We start from the raw sequence: 20,128 nt of genomic DNA, 5'->3' as shown, positions 1-20,128 counted from the left end.
GCCGCACAAGCGGCATGACAGGATCTTTCATGCGCACTCTCGCCATTCCCACGCTCGCCAGCCAGTCGCCACTGGTCTATATCAAACTGATGTTTGTCGCCCTGTTCTGGGGCGGCACCTTTATCGCGGGCCGGGTGCTGGCCCAGCAGATGCCGCCCATGACGGCCGCCAGCGGCCGCTTCGGCGTGGCCGTCCTGCTGCTGGTGCTGCTGGCCTGGAAATTCGAAGGCGGCCTGCCGCGCCTGGACCGCAAGCAACTGGCAACGACCGCCGCGCTGGGCCTGACCGGCATCTTTTTGTACAACCTGTGTTTTCTGGCCGCCCTGTCGCGCATGCCGGCCGGCCGCACGGCGCTGTTCGTGGCCCTCAATCCCATCGTCACGGCGCTGGCCTCGGCCCTGCTGTTCCGTGAACGCCTGGGCGCCTTCAAGTGGCTCGGCATCATGCTGGCGTTTTGCGGCACGGCCATCGTCATCACGCGCGGTGACCTGGCCGGCCTGTTGCATGGCAATGGCGGTGGCATAGGCGCCGGCGAGATCTTCATGTTCTGCGGTATTTCCAGCTGGGCCGCCTACACCCTGATCGGGCGCGTGGCCCTCAAGGGCTTGAGTCCGGTGGCCGCCACCACCTACGCCGCCATGTGGGGCCTGGCGTTTTTGCTGGTGGGCGCCGCGTTTGAATTCCCGAGCGTGCCATGGCGCAGCTACGGCTGGCAGGTGTGGGCCGCCATCGGCTATCTGGGCGTATTTGGCACCGTGATCGGCTTTGTCTGGTATTACGAGGGCGTGAAAGCGATCGGCCCGTCGCGCACGGCCGTGTTCAACAATCTGGTGCCGGTGTTCGGCATCGTGCTGGCCGCCGGCCTGCTGGGCGAGCCGGTGCTGGCGTCGATGCTGGTGGGGGGAGTGGTGACGATTGCCGGCGTCATCATGACCAACCGGCAAGCCAAATAATTATTTGGCGCGGCGGCGCTTGCCCGGTTTCGCCGGCGCTTTTTTATGCCGGCTGGCCGAGGCGCGCACCACTTTCGGTTCGGCGATGCCGTTTTCGGCGGCCAGCATGCGGCGGATATTGACGGCGTCCATGGCGCGCACGGAGTTGGCGCGCGCGTTGAGCAAAATCATGGTGGCGAACTTGCCGGCCGACTTGATGCGCATGATCAGGCAACGCCCCGCTTCATTGGTAAAGCCGGTTTTCGACAGGCCGATATCCCAGCCTTTGGCGCCTACCAGCCGATTCGTGTTGTGGTATTCCACGTCGCGGCCCTTGATCTGGATCACGTCTTTCGAATCGGTGGTGATGCGGCTGATTTCCGGGTAGCGCGAGGCGGCCACAGCCATCTTGACCAGGTCGGCGGCCGTCGACTGGTTGTTCGGCGACAGGCCGGTCGGCTCTTCGATCACGGTCTGGCGCATGCCCAGCGCCTTGATCTTGGCGTTGACGGCCACCGCGAAGGCGGTCGGGCCGCCCGGATAGGTGCGCGCCAGCGAAGCGGCGGCGCGGTTGTCGGACGACATCAGCGCCAGCTGCAGCACATCATGGCGGCTCAAGGTGGCGCCGACGGGCACGCGCGAGGTGCTGTGTTTCAAGGTGTCGACGTCGACCTGGTCGATCAGGATCTCTTCCTGCATATTGGCCCTGGAGTCGAGCACGACCATGGCCGTCATCAGCTTGGTCAGCGAAGCGATGGGCACGACCACGTTGGCATTTTTTTCAAGCAAGACTTTACCCGTACCGTCCTCGACCACCAGGATGGACTGGGAACCGAAGGGCACGGCGATGGCGGCTGTCGATAGCGTCATCAGCACGGCGGCGAAGATTTTTTTGAGCATGGGACTTTGTATGGAAAAGCAGTTTCGGGGCGCCACGGGAGGGCGCTGCGGGCAAAAGGGCGAGCATGCCCCCGGGCGGGACTATGTCTCTGAAGCAATATTTGCCAAAGCTAGACGATACCATCAAAAACCTGGCAATGTCTATGGCATGCGGCCTGTGCAAGGCCATTTATGGCCGTCGAGGCAAAATAAAACCCGGACTATTGCCTGAGTGAAAATTGTTGGTGCTTTATTGATTTCAATCCAGAAACTTCGTATTATTCCTGCAAGATAGGTGTTGTGATATCGGATGCGTCGTATTTGAAGCACGCCATTTCGTGCTTCGTCACCTGCCGCTGGGCAGGCCAGGGGCGCCGCCATAGACTGTGTTCATGCCCGATGATTGTTGCGAGGAGGACGCAGATGTGGAAAAGAATCGTGGACTGGCAGCGCGCGGTCGATGATGAAACCTTGCTGGTGCTCAAGCAGCCAGAAATGGCGGGCCAGGTCCGGGGTCGCTTGCGCGGCTGTATCGCGCGCAAGCTGGCAACGCTGACACCGATCGAGCGTCAGCAGTTTCATGACTTCATGGAAAAATATCGCGGCATCGGTTTTTATATTGCCGCCGCCAAGCTGACGCTGCTGCTCTGCATGGTGGGTGTGCTGCTGCACCTGATGGCGCCCGACAAGCTGGGCTGGGGCAAGGCTTTGCTGTTGAGTAATGTCCTGGGGCTGGCCATGGCTTGCGGCGTGCTGGGTGTGTGGTTCAGCTACCGCAGGCTGGCGCGCAGGAAGATCAGGCTGATGATCGTGCTGATGTTGCTGTTGCCTTTACTGGCCGGCTTGCTGATCGGTTTGCTGCTGTTCCTGCTGGACCCCGCAAGTTCGCTGCGCGAGTGCGTGGCGCGCGGCGCACGCATCGGTGCTTATGCCAGCGGCACGGCAGGCCTGGTCTATCTGGTGCCGATGTCCATCGTTGCCATGTGGCGCAACCGCCAGTACGAAGCGCTGACCTTGCAGCTGCAGCAAAACGCCGAGCGCGACCGCCTGGCGCGCGCGCTCAGCGAATCGCAGCTGCGCTTGCTGCGCGCCCAGATCGAGCCGCATTTCCTGTTCAATACCCTGGGCGCGGTGCAGCAGCTGGCCGAACAGGGCGGGCCAGGCGCGGCCAGGGCGGCGGCGCTGACGGCCGACCTGATTGCGTTCCTGCGCGCCAGCCTGGCCGAGATGCGCAGCGAGCAAGTACCGCTGCAAAGCGAGTTCGACATGGTCGCAGCGTATTTGCGCGTGATGCAGGCGCGCATGGGTTCCCGCCTGCGCTATGCGCTCGAGCTGCCCGCCGAATGTGCGCACGCGACCATCCCCAGCATGATCGTGCTGACCCTGGCCGAGAACGCCATCAAGCACGGCATCGAACCGTCCTTGCGCGGTGGCGAGATCGCCGTGTCGGCGCAGCAAGTGGACGGCATGCTGCGCCTGCGCGTGCGCGATACGGGCATGGGCTTGCCGGAACAGGGCACGGCGCAGGCGCAGGAAGGCGGCCTGGGCCTGGAAAACGTGCGCAGCCGGCTGCGCTTGTCCGATCCGTGCGCCAGCCTGGACGTGCGCGACGGCGAAGACGGCGGCGTGATCGCCGAGATATTGCTCCCCATGAACATTGAGACCAGCCTGAAAGAGCCTGCCGTATGAACACCACCATCCTGATTGCCGAAGACGAGCCGCTGATGCGCGAGCGCCTGCAAACCATGCTGGCGCTGGCCTGGCTTGATGCGCGCATCGTGCTGGTGGCCGAAAACGGCAACGACGCCTGGGATGGTTTCCTGGAACATGAGCCCGAGGTGGTGTTTCTCGATATACGCATGCCGGGCCTGTCGGGCCTGGAAGTGGCCGAGCGCATCGGCAAGCGCGCCCATGTGGTGTTCGTTACAGCCTACGACCAGTATGCGGTCGACGCGTTTGACGCCGGCGCCGTCGACTACCTGTTGAAACCGGTGCAGGCCGAGCGCCTGCAGCGCGCGGTGCAGCGCCTGCGTGAAAAACTGGGGGCGCAACCGGCCGACATGGCCCAGCTGCTGCAATCGCTGCGCACCGCGCTGCCGGCGCCGCCGCGCGAAAAGCTGAAGTGGATCAAGGCCAGCGTGGGCAAGCAGATCCGCCTGATCGATATCGACGAGGTGCTGTTCTTCCAGGCCGACAGCAAATACACGCGCGTGGTGCTGGCCGGCTCGGAAGCGCTGGTGCGTACGCCGCTGAAAGACTTGCTCGGCGGCCTGGACCCCGAGCAGTTCTGGCAAATCCACCGCGGCACCATGGTCAACGTCAAAGCCATCGAAGCGGCCGAACGCATCGACGCCGAGCGCATGCAGGTGCTGCTCAAGGGCAGTACGGAAAAGCTGCCGGTGAGCCGGACGTTTACCTATCTGTTCCGCGATTAATGCAGCATCTCGCCCAGGACGAGTTGCAAACGGTCATGGAAGGCGGCGAAGCTGGGCATGGCGGAGGCGCCTTGCGCATCGAACTCAATGCCACGCACCCACTCGGCGAGCTCAACCGCGCTTTTTTCGCCGCCGAGCGCACGTGCCAATTTTTCCTTGGCCGAATTAGGCGCGTCGTCATTGCCGGGCACATCTTCCAATTTGGCGCAATGCTGGAATGGCTGTTTCTTTGCCGCGCACAGCAACCAGGCTTCGGACTTGGGATTGGGCAGCATCGGCACGCCACGGGGGAACTGGGCGCGGTGAAAGCCGTCGAGCATGGATTGCCATTTTTGTTGCCATAGGGCTGGCGGGTCGGAGCGCATCTTGTCGTGGTCGCGGAATAAAACGGCAATTGTGATGTCGTTGAGCTCTGTTTCTATTTCCAGGCTTGCCTGACCGAGATCGAGCGCATTGGCATGGAAATAGCCAGTTTCCACTCCACGCTTTTTGCCAGGCAGTATCACGCTGCGTTTATTATTCTTGCGCTTGACAGCGAGTTCAACAAGGCGTGGTTTGCTGATGAATTGGATCGCGCCGGGGGCGTCTGCCAGTGCGTAGCCCAGCCTGCGTTCAATCAATTGCTCCAATAACACCGTGATCGGTCCCGACTGGAAGTTGTGATCGCTGCAGCGGCCCTGGGCGTTGGTGCACATGCCCAGGTCGCTGGGGCCTTCGCCACTCAGGATCAGTATCATGCTGTGGCTTTCCTCGGTGCAGGTGCTTTTTTCGCCTTCTCGTCAACGTCTTCGGCAGCTTGGGCTTGCTTGTCGAGTTCGACGCAGGTGGCCGTCAGTGCTACCAGATCGGTGTCAACGAAGGCTTCACCGGGTCCCATCAGATCAAGCTTTTCCCCGACTCCAGGCAGCGAGAAGAAGGGGCGTACCCTTGTAAACCCTTCTGGCGTCTTGTATACAAACAGCACTGACTCGCGCGCCACGTCATCTTCCAGATAGTTCAGTATCATCGGGTTGTGCGTGGTAACAAGGATCTGCTGTTTTGCATTGACCAGCAAGTTCACCAGTTTTTCCACGATCTCCGGGTTGACGCCATTTTCCACTTCATCGAACAGCAGCATGGCATCGCCATCAAGCGTTTGCGCCAGCATGGCCAGCACGCGCAGCAGGCCGTCGTTGATATGGCGCACCTCCGACTCCACATGCTTGCCGTCGAAGTCTTCGATGATCGACAGGCGCTTCCAGCCGCCCTTTGTAGGGGACGATTTGAAGTCGATTACGCGTGGATAAAAGGTGCGCAGCAATTCAAGAAGATGCTGCTTGTCGCCGCCTTTGATTGCATGCAGATAGGCAGAAAGCTTTTCACCGCCAATGCCAATGCTGGTCGCGCTGTCACGCGTTCGCTGGCGCATTAAATGTGGTGAGAGTAGTTCTAATGAGCGTATATTGCGTAGCGTATCGCGAATACTTTTTAGTTCCGAGCTAAGCTCTGTGTCCCGCAGTTGAGAAAGAATGGAACCTTGGTAGCTGAACGCTATGGGTGTCATTTCAGAATTGCTAATCCGATACTGCCTCCCTTTTAATAAAAGCAATTCTTCTTCACCTTGCTCATCATTCCAGCATGTAGCCATTTCATAAAGGCAAGCCAACTCTTTTCTATTAAATGAGCCGTACCATAATTTGTTAAAATTATCATTTTCTTGGCGATTAGTGGCAACAAAAGCAATATTGCTTGTCGGAGCAAATTTCGATGCTATGTCCGCTTTGTCCCAACCGCGCGATATCAGCCACTCATCTAGTCGTCCACTCATTACCTGAGAAAGAAAATCAAATGCTTGTAAAATGGTGGTTTTTCCTGCGCCATTCAAGCCAATCAAGACGGTAAATTTAGGTAGAGAAACTTGGAAATCCACAAGTGACTTGAAGTTGCTAATGCCAAAAAAATTAATCATCTCTATATCTACCTGTGAATGATGCGACAAACCCGTCACGAATTTCAGTTTTGTCTATCATCCCACATCGCCACCCATTGGGGAATAGCGACGCTTGTAGCTACATAATGGTGCCGGCCCACAGAACGGGGCCGGGCGGGTGGTGACACTTACTGGATCTTGGCAATCGACACTTCCGTCGACTTGACCAGCGCGATCACTTCGCTGCCCACCTTCAGGTCCAGGTCCCTGATCGAGCGCGTGGTGATGACCGAGGTGACGATGCCGTGCGGGGTTTCCACGTCGACTTCCGAGACGACGGAGCCGAGGATGATTTCCTTGATCTTGCCGCGAAACTGGTTACGTACATTGATTTCCGAGATAGCCATGGTTTGTCCTTTTGCTGGTGGAGACGCCGGTTGGCGCGACAAGGACAGCGTAAGGGGTGGCGGGAAGTTTGCAAACGAATCGATTTGCATACCCATATGCAAAAAATCGCCTGAGCATTGCTGTCAGGCGATTTTTTTCAGATAAGGCGGCCGCGCTTATTTCTGGTAAATCTTGTCGAACTCGCCGCCATCATCAAAGTGTTTCTTTTGCGCCTGCTTCCAGCCGCCGAAAACGTCATCGACCGTAAACAGGCTGATCGGCTTGAAGCTGGCCGCGTATTTCTTCGCCACCGTGGCCGAACGCGGACGCAGGAAGTGCCTGGCGGCCAGTTCCTGGCCGGGTTCCGAGTACAGGTATTGCAGGTAGGCGGTCGCTTCCTTGCGGATGCCGCGGCGGTCAACCACCTTGTCGACCACGGCCACCGGCGACTCGGCCAGGATCGATATGCTCGGGTAGACCACCTCGAAGTTGTCGCCGAATTCCTTGCGCACCAGTTGCACTTCGTTTTCGAACGTCACCAGCACGTCGCCGATTTCACGCTGGGTAAAGGTGGTGGTGGCGCCGCGGCCGCCGCCGTCGAGCACCGGCACGTTCTTGAACAGACGCGTCACCAGGTCGCGCGCCTGCGCTTCGGTGCCGCCTTTTTTCACGGCATAGCCCCAGGCCGCCAGGTAGGTGTAGCGGCCGTTGCCCGAGGTTTTAGGGTTCGGCACGATGACCTTGATGCCGGGCCTGGCCAGGTCGTCCCAGTCCTTGATCTGTTTCGGATTGCCCTTGCGCACCAGGTACACCATGGTCGAATAGAAGGGCGCGGCGTTGTTGGGGAATTTTTTGGCCCAGTCGGCCACTACCAGGCCGCGGTCGGCCAGCAGGTCGATGTCATTGGCCTGGTTCATGGTCACGACCGACGCTTCCAGGCCGTCGGCCACCGAGCGCGCCTGCTTGCTCGAGCCGCCGTGCGACTGCTTGATGGTGATGGTTTCGCCGGTCTTTTTTTGCCACTCGGCAATAAATGCCGGATTGACGTCCTTGAACAATTCGCGCATCACGTCGTACGACACGTTCAGCAACACCACCGGTTCGGCGGCGCCGGCGGCCATCGGCAAGCCCATTCCCAGGGCGCCGACTGCCATGGCGCTGGCCAGCAACCAGCGGCGTGTCAGCGAGGTGAGTGGCGATGCGATGAGCGGCAAGGCGGCGTTTTGTGTGGGCATGTTTCTTATCGTGTGGTGGTTGCAGATGGACATAGTCTAAAATTCTGGCCGAAAAGGAAACGAACTTTTTGTAATATGCTTAGATTCGTCCGGCAATACGCAGTTCACTGTCACTGCTCGCCATCGGCAAGCCGGCTGGCGCCGCTGTGCGAAAAAAACGGATCGCGTCGCTTGGTGTATAGTCGGAATCGCGCGCTGCAGGGCTGATGCCGCCTGTATCGGCAACCGTAATAATTTGTGAGTATCCATGAGTCTTGAAATTCGTATTGCAACATCGGCCGACGCTGTCGACGCGTGCACCGTATTGCGGCGTTCCATCGTCGAATGCTGCGCCCTCGACCACCGGCACGATCCGGCCATCCTGGAAGCCTGGCTGGGCAATAAAACACCGCAGATGGTGGCGTGCTGGTTTGGCTCGCCCAACAATTTCGCGCTGGTCGCCGTCGAGGCGGGCGCGGTGGTCGGCGTGGCGCTGCTCACGCGCGCCGGCAAGCTGGCCCTGTGCTACCTGCTGCCCGAAGCGCAGCGGCGCGGCGCCGGCGCTGCCCTGGTGGAACAGATCGAAACGCAGGCCAGACAATGGGGCATCAAGGCGCTGCAATTGCACAGTACCGCCAGCGGCCAGGCTTTCTTTGCAAGGCACGGTTATACCGAGGCGGGCCAGGTGCGCTCGCCGTATGGCGTGCAAACGGTTTTTTGCTGGAAGGCGCTCGATCCGGCCTGCCTGGTGACGGGCGAGGCCAAAGGGGATGCCAGGCGCAAGCGTTTCTGCAACTGCAATTCGGCCTGATCAGCAACTGATCTGGATATACACGGCGCCTTGCGGCGCTGTTGCCGGCTGCGGCGCGCCGCCCGCAAACACCTTCAATTCACCTGGCGCGAAGGCCGTCCACGCTTCGTTTTCCGTCAGCGGGTGGGTGGCGATGACGGCGATGCGGTCATCGAGGTGATTGTGCTGGCGAAAGTCGATGCTGCGCTCGCAGTCGATCAGCTGCGCCACGGAAAACGGGTATTCGCGTACCACGTAGTGCAAATGCGTCGAGCAATGGGCGTACAGCAGTTCGCCATCCGACAAGATGAAATTGAAGCTGCCATGGGCCGCGATCTCGTGCGCGATGTCGGTGATCGCCGCGCGCAGCGCCTCGCGCGCCGGTTCGCCGTCGGGAAAGCGGGCGCGCAGCGCGCCGAGCAGATGGCAGAACGCCTGTTCGCTGTCGGTGTCGCCACGGCTGACATAACGGTCGTCGGCCGGTGTATGCCAGGGTTTCAGCTCGCCATTGTGCGCGAACGACCAGGTCCGGCCCCATAGCTCGCGCGCAAACGGGTGCGTGTTTTCCGGCGCGATGCGGCCATGCGTGGCCTTGCGGATATGCGCGACGATATTTCGCGCCTTCACCGGCTTTTCGTGCACCTGCCTGGCCAGCGGCGAATCGATGGCCGCCAGGTGATCGGTCAGCAAGGTGCAGCCCTCGCCGGAATGAAAGGCGATGCCCCAGCCGTCGCGATGTTCGCCCGTGCGGCCGCCCCGTTCCGCAAAGCCGGCGAAGGAAAACCCCAGGGCGGCGGGCTTGCTGCTGTTCATGGCGAGTAACTGGCACATAGGGGGGCCTTTCTGCGATATCGGTACCGGAGCACAGTAAGCCCGGCTTGTCCGAGCGAAAAGGATTTTTTCTGCATATGCATATGCCGTTTCACGACAGCTGTGCTTATTTGCTGAGCGCATATCAAATGGCGAAAGCATTCGTTCGCGCTGGCGCCGCGCGGCCTTATTCTGCACGCTTTGGCCCAATGAAGGAGTCAGCATGCCGTTTCCCGTCCTTGATCATTACCTGGCCCGTTTGTCGCACCAGACGCAGGCAGGCACCAGTATCTGGCTGGACGAGGAGGGCAGGGCGCTGGGCCGCTTTTTCAACTGCACCATGACCAGCGCCTTCCAGCCGCTGCGCGAACTGGGCAGCGGCAAGGTGCTGGCCTTCGAGGGCCTGGCGCGCAGTGCGTCGAAGAGCGACCAAGGCTTGTCGCTGTGGCGCTTGCTCGACCATGCGGCCAGCGACGATGAATCGGTGGAGCTCGACCGCTTGTGCCGCATGCTGCACGCGATTAATTTTTTCCGCCAGCCCGGCGCCGGGCAGTCGGACCTGTACCTGAACGTGCACGACCGTCTGCTCAGTGCCGTCAGCAGCAATCACGGCCACGCCTTCCAGCGCATCCTCGACGCGCTGGGCCTGCCGATAGCGCGCATCGTGCTGCAACTGCCCACGGTCACCGCCAACCAGGGCTGGCTGCTCAACTATGTGGCCGACAATTACCGCCGCAACGGCTTTCGCCTGGCGATCCATGCCAGCAGCGTCAGGGAGGCGACGGGCCTGCTGGAACGCTTGCATCCGCACAGCTTCAAGCTCGACGCGGGCAATCTCGGCGATGAAGAGGCAGCCGCCGACTTTGTCACCGCGTGCCATGCGGCCAGTACCCGCGTGGTCTTCAAGCGCCTCGATACGCCGGCCGCGCTGCAGGCCTTGCAGCGTATCGCCGCCGCCACCGGGCTGCCCATCGTGGCCCAGGGTTATCTGCTCGACAAGCCCCTGAGCTTGCTGGCTGTGGCCGACGCGGCCGAATCGCCCGCGCCTGTCGCCGCCTGAGCAAGACAGACGCGTTACTGTCCCAGCCTGCGCCGCCGCCCTCGTCTGCGGCCCAGACGGGCGTGCCGGTATCCGTTTTTTGTGTGATGCGCGTTTGCCGTGCTGATTGCCTGCGGCACTGCCGAAGCTGGTCGACACCGGCATTCAGTCGCCCAATCTGTTGCGTTTCAGGGGCAGCGAAGACCTCGGCATCGGCAACAAGGCGATCTTCATGCTGGAAAGCCGGTTCCAGCTCGACACCGGCGCCCAGGTCGGCAACTTTTTCGGACGCCAGGCCTATGCCGGTCTGTCCGGCGACTGGGGCACGCTGACCGCCGGCAACCAGTACGAGTTCATGTTCGAGTCGCTGTCGCAGCAGCGTTTCGGTCCCGTGATCAAATATGTCAGCCTGTACGTTGCGGGGCGGCGTGCGCCACGCTTTCTAATTCAGCTAAGTAATCGCTCAAAAAATACTGTCTAACTTCCATGGAATCAGGATGGAGGATTTTCAGGGATGAAACGACTGGAATTGAGCGAGGAAGAAAACCGGACGCTGCTGGAGATGGGGATTTATCATCCGCACGCACGTACGCGGCGGCGCGCCCAAGGAGTGCGGCTGCTGGGCCAAGGGATGACGTTACAGCAAGTTGCCGATGAGTTTGATGTGCATCTCAATAGCGTGGAGCATTGGCGGCAATGCTGGGTGCGCCTGGGACTGGTTGGCTTGTATGAGGGTCGGCACAGCGGTCGGCCACCGAGTTTGTCGCGCCAGCGGCAGCACGAACTGGGACAGTTGGCACGGGAGGAAGGCGGAAGTTCGGGTTCGCTGCTGCGGCGCTGGCTGGAACGGGGACGAGAGCGCCTGAGCCGCTGCACGGTGCGCCGCTACTTGCGCCGGATGGGTTTGCACTACAAGCGCTGTCGCTTGAGCTTGAAAGGGCAACGCGATGAGGCGGCCTTCGAGCGCGCCTATGGGGCGCTCGCCTCGCTGCGGGCCATGGCGCGGGCCGGTCAATGCGAGTTGCTGTATTTCGATGAGGCGGGCTTTGGCCCGAATCCCCCGCTCCAGTATGGCTGGATGTCGACGCGACACACGCGCGCCGCACGTTCAGGCACGCATGAGCAACGAGTCAACGTACTGGGGGCGTTGCGCCATGACCGCTCGCTGATATGGCGTATGCACGACAAGCGCACGACACGCGAGGACGTGATGGCGTTCCTGGACGAGTTAGCCAACCAGGCGCATTCGGCGCCGCGTATCGTGGTGCTCGACAACGCCGCTATTCACAAGGGTGAGCCGATGCGGGAAAAGCGCCAACAATGGGAGCAGCAGGGCTTGTACTTATACTACCTGCCGCCCTACAGTCCGGAACTGAACCGTATCGAAATCCTGTGGAAACAAGCCAAGTACGTCTGGCGCCGCTTCCGTTATCTCACGGGTGACAGCCTGCGCGACGAAGTTCGTTCCATCATGGAAAATTATGGAAAAGCATTCACAGTAAATTTTGCGTAACTACTTAGCTGACCTGACCCGCAGTCTTACGGCATCCCTGTCTCTGGCAGCGGGCGCCTTTTCTTTTTCTCTCTCTCATCAGTCGTGGACCTCGGTGCTGCAATACAGCGTTCAGGACGGCTGGATGCTTGCGCCCGCTTACCTTGTTTTGTCGTCTGATCGTGATCAAGTTTCTTTCGCCGAAGAGGCGATAGAATCGTTGAAGTTTTACGTGCGGATTTTGGATAACCGGAAGACTGATTTTCCTTTTCCTTTTGCTTACTGCTATGAATTCGAGGCTGAGGGCTGGCAATGAGAAAGAAAAAGGCGAAGTTTTGTTCTACCATTCTTTGGGCTGCCTGCGTCTTGGTGCTGCAGCTCGTGGTTACGCTTGGCGGTGCCGCCAAAGCCGCAGTGGCGTCCGATACCTGTTCATATATGCAACTGAAAAAGGTGGTCGGCGAGCGGCCCTTGCAGCCCTCGGCCCAGCGTCGGCGTGTGTCTGCTCTTTCCGCCGGGCTTTCTTGCCCGAACATCTCGGAGTACCCGATGGTCGCGGCGGCAGCAGCGTATGAGTTGTCTCTATTTTATACGGGTACCACTGGCATTGGGCCTGCGGACATACGGCGAGCAATAGAATACGCGGCCCAGTCGGCCGAGTTGCTGCGTTCGACAGACGATAAAGAACTTTGGTTCAAGACGCGTCTCGCCGTAGTCCGACTCCGGATGTACGATGCCCAAGACATCGATGCCCTTCTTGAAATTCGGCGCGGCTTGGACAGCCTCTTGACGGAGTCGCAAGGTACATCTCGGGTGGGACGCGCAGACGCTGAATTCTACAAAGTGCTTGCCGAACTCAATGCGACCATTTTTGACCGTGGTGACCCGAGCGCGCGAGTTGCTGCGATCAAGGCGCTAGATCGTTACCTTGGCACGGAAGCCGGCCGCGAGCAGACGCAGGAACGGGCAAATGCCCTCGAGACAAAGGCCAGGTTGCTGGTCACATTTGGTTCCCGAGATGGGGGCGGACGAGCCCATGATCTCGACCCGGCGGTCAGTGCCTTCGAAGAAGCGATTGAGCTGTATCGCAAGTTGGGCAGCAAGGACGATAGGGTGCGCACGCAAGTGAACTTGGCGATGGCCTATGTTCAAGGGGAAGGAACACGTTTCAGTGAGAACCTTGAAATGGCAATTGCGATTCTCAAGCGGGTACTCAAGGAGCTGAGCCCACGTCGTGACCGGGATGCCTATGTAGGGGCTGCAAGTAACCTCGGCAGTGCATTCATGGCACGCCAGGTTGGTGAGCACAACCAGAATATGCTGAAGGCCGTGAAATGGTTCCAGCTCGCCAGAACCCAACTCGACCCGAAGAAGCAGGAAGAGCAAGTACTATGGATACGTAGCTCGGTCAACCTCGCCATGGCACTGGCGGCGACGAAGGTGGCGGAGGAAACCAATCTCCAAGACGCGGATGACATCCTGACCGAGACCATCGCGTGGCTCGAAGAAAGGAAGCGATTCACGGAAACGGTGAAGCCGCTTGCGATTCAGGCATCAGTCCGGCTCACTTGGGCATCGTGGGGACGCGCGGAGCAGCTGGACGCCGCTGGCGCGCTGCTTGCGAAGGCCGATGAACGGGCCACCCATCTTCCAGCAGCGCAGCGAGCACTGCTGCAGGCGGACCGAGGCGAGTATCTCCGATACCGGTTTGCGGCTGGGGACGTGAAGGCCCTGGATCAGGCAGTCGTTGCATACCGTGCCGCCATCGCGCTGACTGATCGACGAGCGTCCCCGTCGGTCTGGGCCAGCATGCAGAATAACCTCGGTAACGTCTGTAATGCCAAGAGCCGGCCGGACCTGTATCAATGCGCGTTCGATGCTTATCAGCAGGCACTTCTGGTACGGACCGAGGCGGCAATGCCCCAGGAGCATGCCGATACCCTGGTAAATCTCGCGAACCTCGAGTTTGAGAACGCGAACTGGCAACAAGCGGCCGAGCTGTACACGTCGGTCGCGCAGCGCCATCGCGGCATGTTTGAAATGATCGAGCAGCGTGAGGTCCTGTTGACGGCGGCTGGCCAATCCAAACGCTGGTTCGAGCGGGCCGCTTACGCGCTGGCGAAGCAAGGCAGGGCGGAGGAGGGCCTCTGGATTGCGGAACAGGGCAAGACTCGCCTGCTAAAACGTCGCCTTGGGCTGAAGGATCTGGCAGAGAATATCGTACCGCGCCGCGGCTTTGACGATATCCATGCGGCGGTCGGTAGGCTGGTGCTGGTGCCAATCGTCACCACGCAGGGTGGAGTGGTGTTCTCGCTATTCCAGTCGCCTCACGGCTGGGTTGTAATGGAGGTGTTTTTGGACGGCCTAAATGCGAACACGGTCGTTGCCTTCATGCAAGGGGAGCGGCAAGTCACTGATTCCATGGGGGGCTGGCTCGGGACTTACCAGGATTTTGTTCGCGATGGAGACTTGGACAAATCGATCCGGCAGTCTTGGAATGGAAAACTTCGCGAGAGCCAGGCATGGCTGGGAATGAGGCTCGTCCAGCCAGTGTTCGCTGCGTTGGCGGCCAAGGGCATCTCGCCAATTTCGGTAGCGTGGATCACCCAGGGTGAGCTCGCGATCTTGCCGATGCATGTTGCCTTGATGGCGGATGGCAAGCCACTGTTCGAGCATATGCCAGTGATGTATGCCCCAAGCCTCCTAATGCTTCGCCAGCCGCTGGAAACACCCAAAGCTCGCCAGCGAAAAGATCTTGCGCTGGTCGCTGTGGGTAATCCAACCAGCAAATCCCCATTGCCATTCGCTGATGTGGAGGCACGCAGTACGTTCTCGAGGTTGCCGTACTCGAGAGCCAGGTTATTTACGGGCGGACAGGCGACTTCCGCAAATGTAAAGCAGGCTCTTCCGCGCGCACAGGTGTTCCATTTTGCCGGTCATGCGAGCTTTAATCGCGAGCATCCCACACAGTCCCACTTGTTGTTTTCTAATAAGCAACGCTTGACTGTTGCCGATCTTCAAACGACTGTGGGGGACACGGGCCCAGACCTGGCGATCCTGTCTGCCTGCGAGTCTGGTTTGATCCAGATATACGACATCGCCAACGAATTCCAAGGACTTCCTGCGGCCTTTTTGGGCCTCGGTTCCCAAGGGGTGGTTTCGACGCTGTGGCCGGTCGACGATAGAGCGACTCTTTTCCTTGTCGATCGACTGATGGAAGCAAAGATTGTCCGAAATCGCCCTGTTCCAGATGCGCTGCGCGAGGCGCAACTATGGCTTCGAGATGCCCGAGGTGAGGAGCTCCTGAAGGCAGCCCGGCGTCTCTTGGGGTTGGCCCGGAATTCCGTATCGAAGGCTGAGCTTACCGCGCTGGTATGGCGTGTTGAGCACCAGCCGCACTGGCAGCCCTTCAAGGACCCTACGCAATGGGCGGGTTTTTTTTATTCAGGGAGAGACCTTCATGAAATTCGCCAGTAGTAGTTGCTTTTCGCAATCACAACTCTGCATAAAAGCGTTTGGCGCTATATTCTGCCTCGTCGCCAGTGCGGCCTGGGCGGTCAAAAGGATCCCGACGGTGCCAGCAATGAACCTCAGCTCGAGCGAAGCGCATTGTCTTGCGGACAATGCAGAATTGTTGTTGCGTGACAAGGGCGACCCAGTGCTCTTCTACTTTGACCTTTGTCTTCCCGATGACGCCACGACAAGAAGTAGTGCCAACAGTCTGCCAGTCGTGCCCGGGCCTGGAGGAACTGCGGTCAATAGCAACCCTCCTATCAAGGTGAGCAAGGCATTGTTGCGTTGTATCAGGCGCAAGAGTACGCAGTCACCCGCCTTCCTTGATACGAATCCCGTTGTGCTTAATACGTTGGTGTGCAAAGAATGAGTGATCAGACACCTTTTTTTCCTGTCACGCTGGTCGATTGGCTTGAAGTTTGCGCAAAGGTTTTGCTCATTGGCGGGGCCATGGTTGGCGCGGGGTGGGCTTATTTCGAGTATCTGCACAAGGAAGAGCAACAGCGGATCGAAGGCAGCCTGGGTTACGTCAAGCGGTTTTCCGAAGGGCCAATGCTCGAGTCGACGAACCGCATCGACAGTGCGTGGTATGCATATCGGGAACAGTTGCTAAAGCTACAGGACTCGTCGTCTGAGGCGGCATATCTGCAGAGGTATTATCAGCTAGTCATGTCCGTTGTTGAGCTTACCCCAATTCCTGCCAAGTATGGTGTGCCGACCCGTGGCATTGTGGGCGACGTCAATGCAGTGGAATCGTTTTTTTCGGAACTTCAGATCTGCGTGAGCTCGGGACTATGCAACGGCACGGCTGCTCACGCCTACTTCGATAGCTATGCCCAACGCTTCTATTGTCTTCACGAACCCTATCTCAGCTGGAAGGCGGCCAACTATTCTTCCGGTTACGGAAAGGATCTGGCGAAGTTCGCTGCGCGCGATCCGCTGGCATGTCGAAGAAATGTCAGCGCCCAGCCGTCCCATCAATGAATTCCTGACTGCTATCTTCAAATTATCCTCTCGATTACCACGGGAGGTACGGGTGTCAAACGAGGATCGGCAGAAGGTGGGGGCGGCACTGATTTGATGGCGCTGTCTGCCGACGCGATTTAGCTGTCGATGGCAGCGGCAAGACTGTCCACGTCAACCTGTGGGCTTACTGCTCTGGCGTGCACGGGCACAGGCGCAAATTTTTTTTCGGCTCAACCACCGCCATCGTCCCTTCCGGCATGCGTACGCGCTGGCCGTCGCTCTCGAATTCGGCGCTGCCTTTGAGCGACATGTGTACCAGCGCGAAATCATCGAAAGGGCTCGGCGACTTCGACCTGGTCCCCATAACGCAGCACGAACAGTTGCAAACGCCTGATGCGGCGCCATGCGGCCCCGCTCCAGTCCCCCATGGGCATCGAACGCCGCCTTGTCGATACGCAGGAAGAATTGTTCGCAGTCGCCGCTGAACGTGGCACCGAAGCGCGTGCCCGGAGTCAGCAGCACGCCTTGCCCCTTGCCGAGCGAGGCCTGCAGCTCGCCGACGCTCACCTGCGCCACACCCGCCAGGACGATGATGATCAGATGGTAATCGGTGATGTCTCCCGCTTCCACCGTCATTGGCCTGCCGTAGGACAGCGATCCGAACGCGAGGTGGCGCAGCCTGAGGTGGTTCATGCGGGCGCACTGCCCCGGGTGGAGCGGCCCGGGGATCAAACGATACGGTTGTAGCACCGCCGCAATGCGCTGCCGCGCTTCTTCCATATCGGCCGTCTCAAAATACATGTAGCGCAGCAAAGTGGATGCGTCGATCTGAAATGAGGTTGACATAGGAGCTGTTGAAGGCAGGTTATAGACCTGTTAGGCGCAATTGAAGTAATTGGGCATTCGGTCGGTACGGCGGTGGCGCCTTTTTCAAGATATAGGCCTAGCGTCGGATTGTCAATCCGCACCGCCGCATTATGCCGCTGCGGCATGGTAGTTGCCAAAATCGGTCTTGGACATGCGCCGCGCCTGTTTCTATGATTGCCGAAACCAATCCGAGGCACAGATGACCAACCCCTTAATCAAGATCGAGCGCGTCGAAGTGCTGTTAAGTAATCGCGCAAAAAATACTGTCTAACCTCCATGCAAGCGAGATGGAGGATTTGCAGCGATGAAACGATTGGAATTGAGTGAGGAAGAGAACCGGACGCTGCTGGAGATGGGGATTTACCATTCGCACGCGCGTACGCGGCGGCGCGCCCAAGGAGTGCGGCTGCTGGGTCAAGGGATGACGCTACAGCAAGTTGCCGATGAGTTTAATGTGCATCTCAATAGCGTGGAGCATTGGCGGCAATGCTGGGTGCGCCTGGGACTGGTTGGCTTGTATGAGGGTCGGCACAGCGGTCGGCCACCGAGTTTGTCGCGCCAACGGCAGCACGAACTGGGACAGTTGGCACGGGAGGACGGCGGAAGTTCGGGTTCGCTGCTGCGGCGCTGGCTGGAACGGGGACGAGAGCGCCTGAGCCGCTGCACGGTGCGCCGCTACTTGCGCCGGATGGGTTTGCACTACAAGCGCTGTCGCTTGAGCTTGAAAGGGCAACGCGATGAGGCGGCCTTCGAGCGCGCCTATGGGGCGCTCGCCTCGCTGCGGGCCATGGCGCGGGCCGGTCAATGCGAGTTGCTGTATTTCGATGAGGCGGGCTTTGGCCCGAATCCCCCGCTCCAGTATGGCTGGATGTCGACGGGACACACGCGCGCCGCACGTTCAGGCACGCATGAGCAACGAGTCAACGTACTGGGGGCGTTGCGCCATGACCGCTCGCTGATATGGCGTATGCACGACAAGCGTACGACACGCGAGGACGTGATGGCGTTCATGGACGAGTTGGCAAACCAGGCGCATTCGGCGCCGCGTATCGTGGTGCTCGACAACGCCGCTATTCACAAGGGTGAGCCGATGCGGGAAAAGCGCCAACAATGGGAGCAGCAGGGCTTGTACTTATACTACCTGCCGCCCTACAGTCCGGAACTGAACCGTATCGAAATCCTTTGGAAACAAGCCAAGTACGTCTGGCGCCGCTTCCGTTATCTCACGGGTGACAGCCTGCGCGACGAAGTTCGTTCCATCATGGAAAATTATGGAAAAGCATTCACAGTAAATTTTGCGTAACTACTTAGTCGACGTTCCCACCATACGTCCGCATCAATTGTCGGTGGCGACCATGCGCCAGCAAAACCTGGTACTGGTGCGCATCACCGCCAGCGACGGCATCGTCGGCTGGGGTGAAGCGAGCACCATCGGCGGCCTGGCGTACGGCGAGGAAAGCCCGGAGAGCATGAAGGTCAATATCGAGACCTATATGGCACCGGTGCTGCGCGGCGCCGACGCCGACAGTCCCGCCGCCCGCATGCACGACCTCGATACGCGCTTCCAGGGCAACCGTTTTGCCAAGTGTGCGATCGAAACCGCACTGCTCGACGGCCAGGCGCGCCGCCTGGGCGTGCCCTTGTCCAGCCTGTTCGGCGGCCGCCTGGCCGACAGCCTGCCGGTGGCCTGGACCCTGGCCAGCGGCGATACCGCGAAAGACATCGCCGAAGCCGAACAAATGCTCGACCTGCGGCGCCACCGCGTGTTCAAGCTGAAAATCGGCGCCCGCACCGTGCGCGACGACGTGGCCCATGTCGCCGCCATCAAGCGCGCGCTCGGCGATCGCGCCAGTGTGCGCGTGGACGTCAACCAGGCCTGGGAGGAAACCGACGCCATGCTGGGCATGCAGATGCTCGAGCACGCCGGGGTCGACTTGGTCGAACAACCGATCGCCGCCGGCAACCACGAGGGCATGCGTCGCCTGCGCAATATGAACCGGGTGCCCTTGATGGCCGACGAGGCGCTGCACGGACCGGCGGACGCGTTCCGTCTGGCCGCCGCCAGCGCGGTCGACGTGTTTGCCGTCAAGATTACCCAGTCGGGCGGCTTGCGCGGCGCCCAGCAGGTGGCCGCCATCGCGGCGGCGTCCAACGTGGCGCTGTACGGCGGCACCATGCTCGAAGGGCCGGTAGGCACCATCGCATCGGCCCAGCTGTTCGCCACGCTGCCCGGCATGAGCTGGGGCACTGAACTGTTCGGTCCGCTGCTGCTGACCGAACAGGTGCTGCGCACGCCCCTGGTCTACCGCGACTTCGCCTTGCAACTGCCATCCGGTCCCGGGCTCGGCATCGAGCTCGATGAAGACAAGCTCGCCTTTCTGCAACGCCGGCACTAAGCAAGTACGCATAAATTCTTGTGGATTCTGACTTCCATAACCGGCGCTCTGCGGCGTTGCCCGCTGCTCGCAGTGCTCGCACTGCGTCGCATCGGGCGCCTTGCAGCGCATCCGGTTCTGTTCGTCATAATCTCACAATAATTTCTTGGCACTTACTTAATACTTTTTTAGAGGAGCACCATGTTATTCAAAGTCAGCATGACCGTCAGCCTGCCGCACGATATGCCCGTGGCCGTGGCCGATGAACTGAAGACGCGCGAGCGTGCCATCGCCCAGCAGTTGCAGCGCGACGGCCAGTGGCGCCACCTGTGGCGCGTGGCAGGCCATTACGCCAACATCAGCGTCTTCGATGTGGCGGGGCCGGCGGAACTCCATGATTTGCTGTTGAGCTTGCCACTATTTCCCTACATGGAAATCGACGTCGAGGCGCTGTGCCGCCACCCGTCGTCGATCCATGAAGACGATCGCTGATCGCCCCCGTTGTTACTGTAATTCCCCT

Annotated in this window: 21 protein-coding genes and 1 pseudogene; 14 read left to right on the top strand and 8 right to left on the bottom strand. The window is 59.9% G+C overall.

Going from position 1 to position 20,128, the window contains the following annotated elements; translation table 11 throughout:
• Nucleotides 1–29: 29 nt before the first annotated feature.
• Nucleotides 30–953, top strand: a complete 924-nt coding sequence (locus CD932_RS00490) for a DMT family transporter (RefSeq protein WP_094440922.1) — start codon at nucleotides 30–32, stop codon at nucleotides 951–953.
• Here CD932_RS00490 and CD932_RS00485 read toward each other — a convergent pair whose 3' ends face one another.
• Entirely contained in the window at nucleotides 954–1,832 is an 879-nt protein-coding gene (locus CD932_RS00485) for a serine hydrolase (protein WP_094440921.1), read from the bottom strand.
• Nucleotides 1,833–2,234: 402 nt separating this feature from the next.
• Between CD932_RS00485 and CD932_RS00480 the strand changes: the two genes are divergently transcribed.
• Entirely contained in the window at nucleotides 2,235–3,500 is a 1,266-nt protein-coding gene (locus CD932_RS00480) for a sensor histidine kinase (protein WP_176460828.1), read from the top strand.
• A complete protein-coding gene (locus CD932_RS00475; RefSeq protein ID WP_094440919.1) occupies nucleotides 3,497–4,246 on the top strand; it encodes a LytTR family DNA-binding domain-containing protein in 750 nt (249 codons plus the stop codon). Before CD932_RS00480 ends, CD932_RS00475 begins: the two co-directional genes overlap by 4 nt.
• Here the strand turns inward: CD932_RS00475 and CD932_RS00470 are convergent.
• The 4 genes from CD932_RS00470 to CD932_RS00455 all read right to left on the bottom strand — a co-directional run bounded on the left by CD932_RS00470 (nucleotide 4,243) and on the right by CD932_RS00455 (nucleotide 7,777).
• Complete coding sequence (locus tag CD932_RS00470; RefSeq protein ID WP_094440918.1) at nucleotides 4,243–4,983, bottom strand: hypothetical protein; 741 nt, start codon at nucleotides 4,981–4,983, stop codon at nucleotides 4,243–4,245. The two genes, CD932_RS00475 and CD932_RS00470, sit on opposite strands and share 4 nt — an antisense overlap.
• Nucleotides 4,980–6,194, bottom strand: coding sequence for an AAA family ATPase (locus CD932_RS00465; RefSeq protein ID WP_094443364.1), 1,215 nt, complete (start codon nucleotides 6,192–6,194; stop codon nucleotides 4,980–4,982). The genes CD932_RS00470 and CD932_RS00465 overlap by 4 nt, the downstream gene beginning before the upstream one ends.
• A gap of 149 nt (nucleotides 6,195–6,343) precedes the next feature.
• Nucleotides 6,344–6,562, bottom strand: a complete 219-nt coding sequence (locus tag CD932_RS00460) for a molybdopterin-binding protein (RefSeq protein WP_094440917.1) — start codon at nucleotides 6,560–6,562, stop codon at nucleotides 6,344–6,346.
• 156 nt (nucleotides 6,563–6,718) lie between these two features.
• Nucleotides 6,719–7,777 carry a sulfate ABC transporter substrate-binding protein gene (locus CD932_RS00455; protein ID WP_094440916.1) on the bottom strand — a complete coding sequence of 353 codons (1,059 nt, stop codon included), beginning with the start codon at nucleotides 7,775–7,777 and terminating at the stop codon, nucleotides 6,719–6,721.
• 247 nt (nucleotides 7,778–8,024) lie between these two features.
• Between CD932_RS00455 and CD932_RS00450 the strand changes: the two genes are divergently transcribed.
• On the top strand, nucleotides 8,025–8,567 hold the full coding sequence (locus CD932_RS00450) for a GNAT family N-acetyltransferase (protein ID WP_094440915.1): 543 nt from the start codon (nucleotides 8,025–8,027) through the stop codon (nucleotides 8,565–8,567).
• Here the strand turns inward: CD932_RS00450 and CD932_RS00445 are convergent, their stop codons facing one another.
• Nucleotides 8,568–9,377, bottom strand: coding sequence for a class II glutamine amidotransferase (locus CD932_RS00445; protein WP_094440914.1), 810 nt, complete (start codon nucleotides 9,375–9,377; stop codon nucleotides 8,568–8,570).
• A 202-nt stretch (nucleotides 9,378–9,579) separates the two neighbouring features.
• Here CD932_RS00445 and CD932_RS00440 point away from each other — a divergent pair, with 202 nt between their 5' ends.
• The 7 genes from CD932_RS00440 to CD932_RS00415 all read left to right on the top strand — a co-directional run bounded on the left by CD932_RS00440 (nucleotide 9,580) and on the right by CD932_RS00415 (nucleotide 16,384).
• On the top strand, nucleotides 9,580–10,416 hold the full coding sequence (locus CD932_RS00440) for an EAL domain-containing protein (protein ID WP_094440913.1): 837 nt from the start codon (nucleotides 9,580–9,582) through the stop codon (nucleotides 10,414–10,416).
• 106 nt (nucleotides 10,417–10,522) lie between these two features.
• Entirely contained in the window at nucleotides 10,523–10,876 is a 354-nt protein-coding gene (locus CD932_RS00435; protein WP_094440912.1) for a porin, read from the top strand.
• Between the two features lie 33 nt (nucleotides 10,877–10,909).
• Nucleotides 10,910–11,908: an IS630 family transposase gene (locus CD932_RS00430; protein WP_094440911.1), complete on the top strand. Its 999-nt coding sequence runs from the start codon at nucleotides 10,910–10,912 to the stop codon at nucleotides 11,906–11,908.
• Entirely contained in the window at nucleotides 11,901–12,203 is a 303-nt protein-coding gene (locus CD932_RS00425; protein ID WP_094440910.1) for a hypothetical protein, read from the top strand. The genes CD932_RS00430 and CD932_RS00425 overlap by 8 nt, the downstream gene beginning before the upstream one ends.
• Complete coding sequence (locus CD932_RS00420; protein ID WP_094440909.1) at nucleotides 12,200–15,364, top strand: CHAT domain-containing protein; 3,165 nt, start codon at nucleotides 12,200–12,202, stop codon at nucleotides 15,362–15,364. Before CD932_RS00425 ends, CD932_RS00420 begins: the two co-directional genes overlap by 4 nt.
• Nucleotides 15,348–15,770, top strand: a complete 423-nt coding sequence (locus CD932_RS27975) for a hypothetical protein (protein WP_141213139.1) — start codon at nucleotides 15,348–15,350, stop codon at nucleotides 15,768–15,770. The genes CD932_RS00420 and CD932_RS27975 overlap by 17 nt, the downstream gene beginning before the upstream one ends.
• Nucleotides 15,767–16,384 (top strand): hypothetical protein, encoded by a 618-nt coding sequence (locus CD932_RS00415; RefSeq protein ID WP_094440908.1) that lies wholly within the window; start codon nucleotides 15,767–15,769, stop codon nucleotides 16,382–16,384. The genes CD932_RS27975 and CD932_RS00415 overlap by 4 nt, the downstream gene beginning before the upstream one ends.
• A gap of 166 nt (nucleotides 16,385–16,550) precedes the next feature.
• Here CD932_RS00415 and CD932_RS29720 read toward each other — a convergent pair whose 3' ends face one another.
• Both CD932_RS29720 and CD932_RS29715 read right to left on the bottom strand, forming a co-directional pair.
• Nucleotides 16,551–16,676 (bottom strand): hypothetical protein, encoded by a 126-nt coding sequence (locus tag CD932_RS29720; protein WP_369679834.1) that lies wholly within the window; start codon nucleotides 16,674–16,676, stop codon nucleotides 16,551–16,553.
• Between the two features lie 332 nt (nucleotides 16,677–17,008).
• Nucleotides 17,009–17,146, bottom strand: a pseudogene (locus tag CD932_RS29715) (AraC family transcriptional regulator); the annotation flags it as partial.
• A gap of 391 nt (nucleotides 17,147–17,537) precedes the next feature.
• Between CD932_RS29715 and CD932_RS00400 the strand changes: the two are divergent.
• The 3 genes from CD932_RS00400 (at nucleotide 17,538) to catC (ending at nucleotide 20,100) form a co-directional block, all read left to right on the top strand.
• Nucleotides 17,538–18,536 carry an IS630 family transposase gene (locus CD932_RS00400; protein WP_094440906.1) on the top strand — a complete coding sequence of 333 codons (999 nt, stop codon included), beginning with the start codon at nucleotides 17,538–17,540 and terminating at the stop codon, nucleotides 18,534–18,536.
• A complete protein-coding gene (locus CD932_RS00395; protein ID WP_254926411.1) occupies nucleotides 18,529–19,629 on the top strand; it encodes a muconate/chloromuconate family cycloisomerase in 1,101 nt (366 codons plus the stop codon). The genes CD932_RS00400 and CD932_RS00395 overlap by 8 nt, the downstream gene beginning before the upstream one ends.
• Nucleotides 19,630–19,809: 180 nt before the next feature.
• Nucleotides 19,810–20,100 (top strand): muconolactone Delta-isomerase, encoded by a 291-nt coding sequence (catC, locus tag CD932_RS00390; RefSeq protein ID WP_094440904.1) that lies wholly within the window; start codon nucleotides 19,810–19,812, stop codon nucleotides 20,098–20,100.
• Nucleotides 20,101–20,128: the final 28 nt, after the last annotated feature.

It is taken from the genome of Janthinobacterium sp. PC23-8, assembly GCF_002250505.1.
GTDB lineage: Bacteria > Pseudomonadota > Gammaproteobacteria > Burkholderiales > Burkholderiaceae_D > Janthinobacterium.
This window is presented reverse-complemented; position numbering and strand designations above follow the sequence as displayed.

Bases quoted from the DNA above. Each gene is read 5' to 3' on its own strand.
- CD932_RS00490 (WP_094440922.1), top strand. From the start codon at position 30: ATGCGCACTCTCGCCATTCCCACGCTCGCCAGCCAGTCGCCACTGGTC.
- CD932_RS00485 (WP_094440921.1), bottom strand. From the start codon at position 1,832: ATGCTCAAAAAAATCTTCGCCGCCGTGCTGATGACGCTATCGACAGCC.
- CD932_RS00480 (WP_176460828.1), top strand. From the start codon at position 2,235: ATGTGGAAAAGAATCGTGGACTGGCAGCGCGCGGTCGATGATGAAACC.
- CD932_RS00475 (WP_094440919.1), top strand. From the start codon at position 3,497: ATGAACACCACCATCCTGATTGCCGAAGACGAGCCGCTGATGCGCGAG.
- CD932_RS00470 (WP_094440918.1), bottom strand. From the start codon at position 4,983: ATGATACTGATCCTGAGTGGCGAAGGCCCCAGCGACCTGGGCATGTGC.
- CD932_RS00465 (WP_094443364.1), bottom strand. From the start codon at position 6,194: ATGATTAATTTTTTTGGCATTAGCAACTTCAAGTCACTTGTGGATTTC.
- CD932_RS00460 (WP_094440917.1), bottom strand. From the start codon at position 6,562: ATGGCTATCTCGGAAATCAATGTACGTAACCAGTTTCGCGGCAAGATC.
- CD932_RS00455 (WP_094440916.1), bottom strand. From the start codon at position 7,777: ATGCCCACACAAAACGCCGCCTTGCCGCTCATCGCATCGCCACTCACC.
- CD932_RS00450 (WP_094440915.1), top strand. From the start codon at position 8,025: ATGAGTCTTGAAATTCGTATTGCAACATCGGCCGACGCTGTCGACGCG.
- CD932_RS00445 (WP_094440914.1), bottom strand. From the start codon at position 9,377: ATGTGCCAGTTACTCGCCATGAACAGCAGCAAGCCCGCCGCCCTGGGG.
- CD932_RS00440 (WP_094440913.1), top strand. From the start codon at position 9,580: ATGCCGTTTCCCGTCCTTGATCATTACCTGGCCCGTTTGTCGCACCAG.
- CD932_RS00430 (WP_094440911.1), top strand. From the start codon at position 10,910: ATGAAACGACTGGAATTGAGCGAGGAAGAAAACCGGACGCTGCTGGAG.
- CD932_RS00420 (WP_094440909.1), top strand. From the start codon at position 12,200: ATGAGAAAGAAAAAGGCGAAGTTTTGTTCTACCATTCTTTGGGCTGCC.
- CD932_RS27975 (WP_141213139.1), top strand. From the start codon at position 15,348: ATGAAATTCGCCAGTAGTAGTTGCTTTTCGCAATCACAACTCTGCATA.
- CD932_RS00415 (WP_094440908.1), top strand. From the start codon at position 15,767: ATGAGTGATCAGACACCTTTTTTTCCTGTCACGCTGGTCGATTGGCTT.
- CD932_RS29720 (WP_369679834.1), bottom strand. From the start codon at position 16,676: ATGTCGCTCAAAGGCAGCGCCGAATTCGAGAGCGACGGCCAGCGCGTA.
- CD932_RS00400 (WP_094440906.1), top strand. From the start codon at position 17,538: ATGAAACGATTGGAATTGAGTGAGGAAGAGAACCGGACGCTGCTGGAG.
- catC (WP_094440904.1), top strand. From the start codon at position 19,810: ATGTTATTCAAAGTCAGCATGACCGTCAGCCTGCCGCACGATATGCCC.